The sequence below is a fragment of the Haladaptatus sp. W1 genome (genome assembly GCF_001723155.1).
GTDB classification, from domain to species: Archaea; Halobacteriota; Halobacteria; order Halobacteriales; family Haladaptataceae; genus Haladaptatus; species Haladaptatus paucihalophilus.
Genome location: NZ_MEIH01000107.1, coordinates 1 through 10245 on the forward strand (window position 1 = coordinate 1; position 10245 = coordinate 10245).

A 10245-nucleotide genomic window follows, 5' to 3' on the forward strand; every position below is an offset into this window, starting at 1 on the left:
GATGATGGCGAGACTTGACTTCCATAATCCGACGTGCGTTCGTCTCGTGCATAAACCCACCCGTTTGAACCGACACGGGGCGGATACCGACGATTCGACAGCCGAACCGACGCCGAACCGACCGCCGGTTCGAAGTCGAATTACGAGTCGGCTTCGTCCCGCGCCGCTTCGTAGCGTTCGACGGCCGCGGCGAAGCCGTCTCCAGCAAGTTCGTAGGCCTCCCGCAAATCCAGAATCGGCGTCTCGGTCGCGTCCACGCGCAAGTCGTTGCCATCGAGATGGCCGGGCGCTCGGTGGTGTTGACGGGAAACTGGATGGCCGCAGCGTCCGCGAATCTGCGTGGTCCTCCTGCGTCGGAGTCGTTCGTCCCGTCGGTCCACGTCAGTCGGAGATACAGCTTTGCGTCCGTGCGTGCGGATTGCACGTGCACCTCTTCGACGCTCGTGTCGTTCGCGTTCGGAACCGAACTCGGCGCGTTCGACAGCGGGACCGACACCTGTGGTATGTCGTCCCACTCGTTGGCGGTCGGGTTCGAGAGCGAGCGGTCGTCCACCGTCGATACCGGAATCTGGTTCGCAGGCCGCCCCTGAATGAGCGTCGGCACCGTCGCCGAGACGAGTAGCAACCCCACGGCGAGCACGCCGACCGCGGTGGCGGCGCGATTATGCATTGTCGAACACCTCCAACCGATACTGTTTGGCCGGGTTCTTCGAGGTCAGCATATCCATGAGCTCGCTCGACCCGCCACGGCGAACTTTGTCGCGCTCCTTCTCGATGGTGTCGAGGGCCTCGTGGACGCGGTCACCGAACAGCTCCTCCAGATAGTCGCGGGGGATGCGGTCGGCGTCGACGCTCTCGCCGTCCTCGGAGTGTTGCGGTGGCGCGAACGGCGGGATGTAGTAGACGTTCGGTTCGGTGCGGTATTCAGGGTGGAGACGGAGCGCGACGCCCCACTCGTTTACCAACTTGTGAATCGGTCCTTGCTGGTCGTCGAGGAAGCCGACAAGTCGGAGCTGTGGCGGACAGTCGGCCGCACAGGAGGGTGGCCGAACCTCGTCGTCGGGGCCGTCACCCTTGATGCGTGGGTAACAGAAGATGCACTTCTCGGATGTCTTCGTCGCCGCGTTGTAGTACACTTTCTTGTACGGACAGCCCTCGACGCAGTACCGGTATCCCCGGCATCGTTCCTGGTCGATGAGGACGATGCCGTCCTCCTGTCGCTTGTAGATTGCTTTCCGTGGACACGCCTCCACACAGGAAGGATGCGTGCAGTGGTTGCAGATGCGCGGCAGGTAGAAGTAGTAGGAGTTGGGGAACTCGCCCGCGCCCTGGTCTTCGTCCCAGTTCGGCCCCCACTCGGGGTCGTTCCCTTTGGGGCGAAGCGGTTCGTCGCTCCCCTCGAACATCACCGCGTTGTGATTGAACTCCCAGGCTCGGCCGTACTCCTCCTGTGCGGGGAGGTCGCCGCCGTTGTACTTCCCATGCGCTTCGTCGTGGGCTTGTTCGCGTGATTCGAACCCGCCACCCTTCTGCTCCCAGTTCTTCGGGTAGCCCTTGCCGGGTTTCGTCTCGACGTTGTTCCAGTACATGTAGTCGCGTCCGCCACCCTCCGTCCAGTTCGTCTTGCAGGCGACGGTGCACGTTTGACAGCCGATGCATTTGTTCAGGTCCATCACCATCGCTACCTGGTGGTCGATGCCGTCTGCGAGATGGACGTGGTGGTCGTCCGCACCGTCCGGCGGGGTGGCTCCGTCGGAGCTCATCCGCTATCACCCCCTGAAATTTTCTCGACTTCGACGCGAACGTCGCTGTTCACCCCGGTCGGGCCCCAGTAGTTCGGGAAGAAATGTAGGTGTTCGCCGCTGTCCTCCGGGTATCTGACGAGTTGTGTCGGTTTCATGTACATCGGAACGAGCGAGTTGAAGTTGCTCCGACCGGGGAACTGGAACTTCTCCCACGCGAAGTACATTCGGGCAGTTCCCGGCTCCCCGCTCGGGTAGATTTTCGCCTGGATCTCGACCGAATCGAGTTCGTTGTACACCTTCACGGTGTCACCGTCCTCGATGCCCCGCTCTTTCGCGTCGTCCGGGTTGAGATACAGCGTCGGTTCGCCCCGCTGGAGTCGAAGCAGTTTCTCCACGTCGCGCCACGTCGAGTGAATCGACCAGCGACCGTGGGGCGTGTTGTATCGCAAGGGGTACTTTTCGCGGTCCTGTTCGTTCTCCGGGCGTTTGTGCGTCGGCAGTTGTTCGCCGAGATCGAGGAACCAGTCGTGGTCGATGTAATACTGTTGGCGACCCGTGAACGTCGGCCACGGCTCTTTGCCCTGCACGAACCGTTTCCACGGGGTGTAAGCCTCGCCCTCCTCGACGTCGGACGTCCAGTGGTCACCGGCGGTCAGGAACCGCTTTGGCTGGTCGTCGATGCCGTCGAACGTTATCCGTTCGTCGCTGCCATCAGGGTTCGTCTCCTCCGAGTGTTCGAGGATGTACTCACAGGCGGCTTTGTCCTTGTGGAGCGCGCCCGCCTCGTCGTTTGGCCAGTCTCTGACGTAGTCATCGTGAACGGACTGGAGGTCGATCTGGCGGTCGAACGACCGGTCGGCCACCGGTTCGATTCCGCGTTTCGTGGCGAGTTCCTGTATCTTCTGGGCGAGTTCGCGGAATATCTGCCAGTCGGATTTGGCCTCGCCGAGCGGTTCGACCGCGGGCGTGAACGGATGCACGTAGCTGTGCATGTCCGTCATCGAGAGGTCGTACTTCTCGTAGTGGCTCGCCGTCGGGAGGACGATGTCGCTGTACAGCGCGCTTGAATCCATCCGGAAGTTGATGTCGACGACGAGGTCGAGTTTCGGCCAGAGGTTCTCCTCGACTGCGACGTTCCCCTTCGCCTGATTGAAGTAGTTCCCTCGCCAGATGAACATCGTGCTCGGGTCCGGGCGACTGCCGTCCGCTCGCTCCTCGGGATAGAGTGGCATCCACTCCTTATCGATGGCCTCCCTGATGCGACTCGCCGTCTCCTCGTCGGTGTTGTCCAGGATGCCTGCGTGATAGTACGTCCACAGCGTCGTCGGGACGCCGCGTACCTTTCCGGTCGGGAACGACAGCGTCTTCCAGCCGTGGACGGTCCAGATTTTCTCCTGGCCGACGTAGTGGTCGAGGCCGGTTCCCTGTCTGCCGAGGTTCCCCGTCAGCGTGACGAGAAGTTGGATGGCGCGATTGCCGAGGTCGTTATGATACCAGTCGTTCACCCCCTTGCCGTGGATGATTTTCGCACGCTCGACCTCCGCGAACTCGCGGGCGACCGCTTGGTGGGTCTCCTCGCCGACGCCCGTCTCCTCGCTGACGAACTCCGGCGTGTACGTCGAGAGTTCGTCGCGGAGTCGGAGCCACACCGTCCGCACTCGCACGTCGCCGTCGGGGGTCGACACCGTTCTGTCGACGTCAAGTTGCGGGTCGAAGTCGAGTTCGATGCTCGAATCCGGGTCGTACTCGCCGGCCCGATTGCCGAGCGACCCCGGCGCTTTCTGCAGGCTTCCGCTCGCGTCCTGCATGAGGAACTCCTTCTCGTTGCCGGTTCCGACGTCGGACGCTCGGAGGAACTTCCCCGTGTCCTCGCGAACGAGAAGCGGCATGTCGGTCTGTTCTTTCAGGTGGGCTTGGTCGTACAGTCCTTCGTCCACGATGGTTCGCGCCATCCCGAGCGCCAGCGCCGTGTCCGTCCCCGGTTCCGGGGCGAGCCAGTCGTCACAGTGGATGGCCGTCTGCGAGTAGTCGGTGAAGACGCCGACGCGCTTCGTCCCCTCGTAGGCGGCTTCGAGGAAGTACTTCGCGTCGGGGATACGGGTGACGTTGACGTTCGACCCCCACGCGATGATGTAATCGGCGTTGTACCAGTCGGCGCTCTCGGCGTTATCCGTCTGCACCCCCCACGTCAGGGGTTGGCCCGGTGGCAAGTCCGAGTACCAGTCATAAAATGAATGACTCACACCGCCGAGCAAGTTGATGAGTCGTGAGCCGCTAGCGAAGGAGACGGGACTCATTGCCGGAATCGGCGTGAATCCACTGATTGCGTCGTAGTTTCCGGCCTGCACCTCCTCGATGACCTTCTCCGCGATTTCGGTCAGGGCGTCGTCCCACGAGATGCGTTTCCATTTTCCTTCGCCACGAGCGCCGACGCGCTTGAGTGGGTATTTGATGCGCTGTTCCGCGTTCACGTAATCCGAGTAACACGCCCCTTTCTGACAACCGCGTGGGTTGGGGTCGGGAAGCGACTCGTCGAACCGCGGGTAGTCGCCCGCCTGCTCTTCTCGCCAGACCTGCCCGTTTCGGACGAACACCTCCCACGAGCAACTGCCGGTACAGTTCACGCTGTGCGTGCTCCGGGCGGTCGAATCCCAGTCCCACTTCTCGCGGTAGAGGTCTTCCCAATCGCGGTACGGATACGCGCCGGTGGGGTCGTCAACGACCTCCAGACCGTCCATGCTGAGGAAGTCGTCGGCGAGTCCCACCCCGGTTGCGCCAGTCGCCGTCGCCAATCCGACTCCTTTCAAGAAATCGCGACGGGCGACGCTTCCGTCGCCCTTGTCCGTCGAACGTTGCTCCCGTGTGATATCGTTTTCTCCGCTCATTGTTCGTAGTCCATGAAGACAGTCAGCAGTGCGATACAGACGCCGAGCGCGCCGAAAGCGATGCCAGCGAACGTGCTCCCGCCCAGTTCGAGGCCAACTGCCACGAGCACGACGCCGAGTAGTTTGGTTAGCTGGTCGATTCGGCGATACTGCCGTTCTGAGAGCGTGATCGACAACCCGCTCATTCGCGCTCACCGCCAGCCTTCGACTCCGTCTCCGACCGCCGGTCAGGCTGACCGCCATCGCCGTCGGAGAAGCCGCCGAGCGTCGCGTAGGTGATGCCACCGGCGACAAGCGGTCCGACGACCATGGCGAGAAGGAGGCCTGTCGTCGTCGCATCCGTCGTCGTGCCGACGATGTCGGCGAGGATGTTGTTCATCCCGGCAATCGACGCTATCATGATGAACACCACGCCGGTGATGCCGACCGCAGTCTGCCACGGGCGGTCGAGGGGGTTCGCCGTGAAATGTGTCGGTTCCTCCTGGCGGTCGATGAACGGCCAGAGGAAGACGGCCGCGAACACCAGTCCAGGGAGGAAGATGCCGCCGATGAACTCCGTGTTGACGTGGATGCCGAAAACGGTAAATCCGAGCCAGCCGGGAATCACCTTCAGGAAGCCGTAAAGCCACATCAGGAACCAATCGGGCATGATGAGGCCGGGGGTCGAAGCGGGATTGTTCGGGCCGTACTCCGCGATGTTGTGAACCGGCAGAAACCCGGCGAGCAGAGACAGCGTGGCGAACGTCAAGAAGAACACGACCACGCTCACGGCGGCCTGATTCGGGAACGCCGGAAGTCCGACGACGACGCTGTCGTCGTCTTTCGCCACTTGCTCGGGGCCAGGAACGTCCGACTCGCGCGTTCGTTCGGTGTGTTTCTGTCGGACGAGGATGGCCATGTGAACCGCGATTAATCCCGCGATGACGGCCGGCAGGATAAAGACGTGCAGGAAGAAGAACCGTGGAATCGTCGCACTCGATGGGAACTGCCCGCCGAAGACGAGTTTCGCCATCGTCTCGCCGACGATGGGAACTGACAGCGCCAGATTGTAGCCGATGCCGGTCGCGGTGCTGGCGAACTCGTCGAACGGAAGCGCATAGCCGGTGTAGGCGGCGAACATCGAGGTCAGCGCGAGGCCGGTTCCGACGACCCAGTTCGGCTCTCGCGGGTTGCGGTACGCGCCGGTGAAAAAGACGCGCAGCATGTGGAGCGACATCGAGGCGATGAACAGGTGTGCTGCCCAGTGATGCATCCGCCGCAACAGCATGCCAAACGGCACGTCGTATGTGATGTGTAACACGCTCACGAACGACTCGGGGAGTTCCTGTCCCTGATACAGTTTGACGCTCCCCTCGTAGACGACGTCGCTCGTGCTCGGTTCGAAGAAGAACCCGAGAACGTGCCGGTCAGCACCAAGACCAAGAAACAGAACAGTGCGACCTCGCCGAGGAGAAACGAGTCCTCCGCCGGGAACGCCTTTCCCATGAACGATTGGGCAGGGCCGAGGTCGAACCGTGAGTCGAACCAGTCGTACACGTCGTCGACGCGACCCATCACTCTCCCCCCGGTCCGACCGGTTCGATGAAGTCGCCGGTCGCGATGAGATTCCCGTCACTCGACAGCGTCAGTGGGAGTTGCGGAAGCGGTCGGGGTGGTGGCCCACCGACGACCTTCGCACCGCCTTTGAGGTCGAACTTGCCGAAGTGACACGGACAGACGACTGCGTCGCCTTGGTGTTCAGATACCATACAGCCAGCGTGCGTGCACACCTTCGAAAACGCGGCGTACCCGCTCACTGTAAACTCTTTTTTCGTGTCGCCGCCGTACTGCTTCTCCGGATATCGAACGAGCAAGGTCGGTGCCTTCTCGATTCCGGGTCGTGGCTCGGGGAATACGGTCATGAAATCGCCGTTTTTGAGCCGATTTTCGGAGACGTACTCGCCCGCTTCGTCGATGAGTGCGACCCCGTCGGAGTAGATCGGGCCGGTGTACTTTCGTTCGAACACCTTCGTCAACCCGGCGAGGGGTGCGGCCAGACTTCCCATCGCGGTGAACCCACCAATCGTCGCGAGTATTTTCGCGTAATCGCGACGGACGAGTTCCGCTCGCGTGTCCGAGAAGATGCTCGGGCGCTCGCTACCGTCGTTCTCATGGCAGTCACAGGCCGAACAGTCGTCTCGCGAACCGTCCATGTCAGTGCCCCCTCCGTTCTGCGACTTCGACGTGAGGCATGAACCACGCGTAGTACGCGACGGTCAACCCCGCGAGCGAGAGGAACATGCCTGCGGCGTACGTCCCGAAGTACTGTGTGCGGGCCAGCGTGAGGTACTCGCCGGTAAAGAGCATGGCAAACGTAATCGCCAAGACGGTCAACGCACCCATCACGACGATTCCCTCGATTGCGTCCGACGCGTCGTGATACTCCACGACCCACCGAGAATCTGTCTGAAACCATGGAAGTCCGACCGTCCCGCCGTCCGTCACGGCCGCCTCACGGTGGTCGTCCGGTCGAACCGCGTCGTTCATGAACCGATGCGTCGCGGTCAACACGCCGACGAGACCGAACAGCGCCACCCAGACGATGACCCCGACTTGACTCGGGGAGAGTTTGTTCGGCGTATCGACAATTCCGGCGAGCGGTCGAATCTCGGTAACGCTCTGGTCGATCTCTATCTCCTCCGCCGGCGGTTCGCCGTGGAGTGCGATGTACCACATCGGTAGTAACATCGCCGCTAGGAGGAGTAAAATGACGAGTAGTTGTCGTTTCATTAACCTATAATATGCATGTCGTTTTTGTTCATTCGCCGATAGGTTCTCCATCCGACACCGCATAGGCGACGATTTTCAGCTGCCCGTCGCACGATTTCGACGTCAGCAATCCGTTGCGGCCGACGGGAACCTCACAACTCGAAACCTTCGTCCCCAGTCGGTAGATATCACACCCAAAAAATTATGGGCGTTTATAAGGGGACTGCGAACCCCACCGACCTTGTTCTCGGGAAGTAAGAAGTGGAGGTAACGTTATTCACCGGGCAACGAGAGATGGTAGTATGTCCGGAGGGATACGCGTCAAGCTCTGTGTCGGTGATTCGACCGCCTGTCCGGTCACTACAATCAGCGAGTGTTCGGAAGTTACTTCGGTCACGCGGAGCACCACCACCACCGATACCGACGACACGACGGTCGAATTCACGGCGAAACAGGGATTGGATGACCCCGGCGAAACCGGGGGTGACGAAATGACTGCCGTCTTCGAATACGATACCGAGACGATCTACCGGTTCGCCCTCGACTCCGACGACGACTGTCCGTGTGACCACGTGGAGCGATACGGGTGCCCGATTCGTGAGACGCGCGCCGACCGGGGACGAGTGATGCTGTCGTTCATCTGCTCAGACGTGTCGACGCTCCAATCGATTATCGAGGAGCTCAAATCGAGATACAGCTCCGTTGCGGTCCAGCAACTCGCGCGAACGACGTCCGAAAACTGTTCCGCGTCGTTCTCGTTCGTCGATGAGAGCGAGTTCACCGACCGACAGTACGAGGTGTTGCAAACCTCCCACGAGATGGGCTATTTCGAACATCCGAAACGAGCGAACGCTGGCGACGTCGCCGGGGAACTCGGCATCAGTACGCCGACGCTCGTCGAGCATCTCTCGGCCGTCCAATCGAAACTCCTCGAGCAGTTGCTGGACAACGGGTGAGGACGGCCTCGTCGGCGCAATTGAGGACGAATTCGATTCTTGCCGGTCAGTCGCTATCGTGAGGCGAGCGACACGGAGGATTGGCCGCTCGAGATGCCGCGTCCGTTCACGACTGGTCGGGTCGCCAGATTGCCGTCGCGGTCCCGTCCTCGGTCTCGACGGTCGCGTATTCGTAGGCTCGGTCGCGGAGTATCGGATAGAGGTCCTCGCGGTGATGGTGTTCGTCTCGGTGTTCCCAGTCGGGTGCCTGCAACTGGAGGCGGCGCCAGACGACGCCGGTCGTCCCTGGAAGCACCGCCATCACTACGATGATCTTCTCGGTGCCGGGCGATTTCAAACCAGTCGACCACTCGCTGAGTCGGGTGGCACGAAAGGGATGTATGGCGGTCATCCACGCCGACGGGCCAGCCAATCCCGACGTGTTCAACCCCGACCCGATATAGTCGCGACCCGCGCCGAACACTGCTTCTCTGTCATTCATGACGAACACGTTCGGGGGAATGCCCACCCACTCCGGGTTCGTCGTCGACGACATGGACGACGCGTTTATCGCGGTCACGTCGGTCGGTCGTAGCGACCGTCGTCTCGAGAGAGCGGGGCGACGGGACGATTCTTTCGCCGAATCGATAGTTCGACGGTCGTTCAGCACGTCGAAGCCGACATGAATCGCGGAACGACGAGTCGATGGTCTCGACGCTTCGTCATCGCCAGCGCCTTCTTTTTCGTCGCGTGGCGTGTCGGCGAACTCGTCGGGATTGCCCACCAAGCGGCGATGACGCTCGCCCTGTTCGGGTTCGTCTTCCACATCATATTCGGAAAAGCGTACCTCCTCATCCCGTCGTACTTCGAGCGCGTGTTCGCCGTGCCACGCGCCATGCCGGTTCACTTCGCGCTGTCGTCGCTCGGCACCGTCCTGCTGACGCTGGGTTCGGCGGCGTCGGTGCCGCCGCTCGTCTCCCTATTCGGGGCGGTCGCGTGGTCGCTCGGCGTCGTCATCTTTCTGGGTGGTCTCGGCTGGTCGGTTCGCGGAAACCCGTTCGGCAGGGAGACGGGAACCGGGTCGATACGATTGGGGTACGAACGAGCGGACCGGTTCGCAAACCTGTTCCCGCCCGTTTCGTTCGCGTATCTCGCTCTCGGGTCGTACGAACTGCTCGCCCGAACGACCACGCTGCCCGCACTGACGGACGGCTACCTGCCTCGGCTCTCTCACCTCTTGGGAGCAGGTGCAGCGGGTGTCCTCGTCTTTGCGCTGGGGTCGCGGCTGCTCCCCCGGTTCTTCGACGTGCGCCCGCCGACTCCGTTCATTTTTGTCGTCCTCCCGACGGGAGCACTCGCTCCTATCCTCCTTGCGACCAACCTCTGGGGTGGCTTCTGGTTCCGCGTCGGCGCAGTCGCGGAAGCGACGGCGATGGTCGGGTTCGCGACGCTCACCGTCATCTGTTTCGTGCGCTCCGACCGTCGTCGCGTCGGCCTGTACGGCGTCCTCGCCGGGAGCCTCGCCGGCGCCATCGCTGTCGCGCTCGGCCTCTCGTTCGCGTTCGACGGCGCATCGGCGGCGTTGCTGGCCGCGCATCGCGAGTTGAATCTCCTCGGCTTCCTCGGTCTGACCATCGTCGGACTCGTCTTCCAGTTTTACCCGCCTTCGGCAGGCCGGTTTCTGGGTGCGAGCGAACAGAGCGCGGGCGTCGTCGTCGCGGCCCTCGCAGGGGGTCTCGCCATCGAAGTCGTCGGACTTGGCGTCGGGGGCGCGCCGGTTGTCGTCGCCGGGAACGTCGTCTCGCTGCTCGGCACACTTGGCTACGCGTTCCTCCTCACGCGATTGCTCGTGGAAATCGGGTCGCGACGGTCGGGGTAGCATGAGTGGCGAGCGAACATCTTCGGGTACAGGCCGATAGACCGGGACCGCGA

At 62.0% G+C, this 10245-nt stretch carries 7 protein-coding genes and 4 pseudogenes; 3 read left to right on the forward strand and 8 right to left on the reverse strand.

Features of this window, described 5'->3' with window-relative positions; translation table 11 throughout:
- Window positions 1–140 precede the first annotated feature (140 nt).
- From BG842_RS31140 to BG842_RS06075, 8 genes and pseudogenes are all read right to left on the reverse strand, one after another.
- A pseudogene (locus BG842_RS31140) lies at window positions 141–269 on the reverse strand (DUF1028 domain-containing protein); the annotation flags it as partial.
- A gap of 80 nt (window positions 270–349) precedes the next feature.
- A pseudogene (locus BG842_RS31145) lies at window positions 350–670 on the reverse strand (ethylbenzene dehydrogenase-related protein); the annotation flags it as partial.
- A complete protein-coding gene (locus BG842_RS06050; protein WP_069450077.1) occupies window positions 663–1763 on the reverse strand; it encodes a 4Fe-4S dicluster domain-containing protein in 1101 nt (366 codons plus the stop codon). The pseudogene BG842_RS31145 and the gene BG842_RS06050, both read right to left, overlap by 8 nt.
- The gene (locus tag BG842_RS06055; RefSeq protein ID WP_069450078.1) at window positions 1760–4630 is read right to left on the reverse strand and encodes a molybdopterin-dependent oxidoreductase; all 2871 of its coding nucleotides are present in this window, start codon (window positions 4628–4630) and stop codon (window positions 1760–1762) included. The genes BG842_RS06050 and BG842_RS06055 overlap by 4 nt, the downstream gene beginning before the upstream one ends.
- Window positions 4627–4815 (reverse strand): hypothetical protein, encoded by a 189-nt coding sequence (locus BG842_RS06060; RefSeq protein WP_069450079.1) that lies wholly within the window; start codon window positions 4813–4815, stop codon window positions 4627–4629. Before BG842_RS06060 ends, BG842_RS06055 begins: the two co-directional genes overlap by 4 nt.
- Window positions 4812–6184, reverse strand: a pseudogene (locus tag BG842_RS06065) (cytochrome bc complex cytochrome b subunit). The gene BG842_RS06060 and the pseudogene BG842_RS06065 overlap by 4 nt, the downstream one beginning before the upstream one ends.
- On the reverse strand, window positions 6184–6822 hold the full coding sequence (locus tag BG842_RS06070) for a Rieske 2Fe-2S domain-containing protein (protein WP_069450080.1): 639 nt from the start codon (window positions 6820–6822) through the stop codon (window positions 6184–6186). The pseudogene BG842_RS06065 and the gene BG842_RS06070 overlap by 1 nt, the downstream one beginning before the upstream one ends.
- 1 nt (window position 6823) lies before the next feature.
- The gene (locus tag BG842_RS06075) at window positions 6824–7399 is read right to left on the reverse strand and encodes a hypothetical protein (protein ID WP_069450081.1); all 576 of its coding nucleotides are present in this window, start codon (window positions 7397–7399) and stop codon (window positions 6824–6826) included.
- Between the two features lie 281 nt (window positions 7400–7680).
- Here BG842_RS06075 and BG842_RS06080 point away from each other — a divergent pair, with 281 nt between their 5' ends.
- From BG842_RS06080 to BG842_RS06090, 3 genes and pseudogenes are all read left to right on the forward strand, one after another.
- Complete coding sequence (locus BG842_RS06080; protein WP_069450082.1) at window positions 7681–8334, forward strand: helix-turn-helix domain-containing protein; 654 nt, start codon at window positions 7681–7683, stop codon at window positions 8332–8334.
- Between the two features lie 266 nt (window positions 8335–8600).
- Window positions 8601–8777, forward strand: a pseudogene (locus tag BG842_RS31150) (nitrite reductase, copper-containing); the annotation flags it as partial.
- A 218-nt stretch (window positions 8778–8995) separates the two neighbouring features.
- On the forward strand, window positions 8996–10192 hold the full coding sequence (locus tag BG842_RS06090; RefSeq protein ID WP_069450084.1) for a hypothetical protein: 1197 nt from the start codon (window positions 8996–8998) through the stop codon (window positions 10190–10192).
- The last annotated feature ends 53 nt before the right edge of the window (window positions 10193–10245 follow it).

Coding starts and splice junctions, on each gene's coding strand:
- BG842_RS06050 (WP_069450077.1), bottom strand. CDS start 1,763: ATGAGCTCCGACGGAGCCACCCCGCCGGACGGTGCGGACGACCACCAC.
- BG842_RS06055 (WP_069450078.1), bottom strand. CDS start 4,630: ATGAGCGGAGAAAACGATATCACACGGGAGCAACGTTCGACGGACAAG.
- BG842_RS06060 (WP_069450079.1), bottom strand. CDS start 4,815: ATGAGCGGGTTGTCGATCACGCTCTCAGAACGGCAGTATCGCCGAATC.
- BG842_RS06070 (WP_069450080.1), bottom strand. CDS start 6,822: ATGGACGGTTCGCGAGACGACTGTTCGGCCTGTGACTGCCATGAGAAC.
- BG842_RS06075 (WP_069450081.1), bottom strand. CDS start 7,399: ATGAAACGACAACTACTCGTCATTTTACTCCTCCTAGCGGCGATGTTA.
- BG842_RS06080 (WP_069450082.1), top strand. CDS start 7,681: ATGTCCGGAGGGATACGCGTCAAGCTCTGTGTCGGTGATTCGACCGCC.
- BG842_RS06090 (WP_069450084.1), top strand. CDS start 8,996: ATGAATCGCGGAACGACGAGTCGATGGTCTCGACGCTTCGTCATCGCC.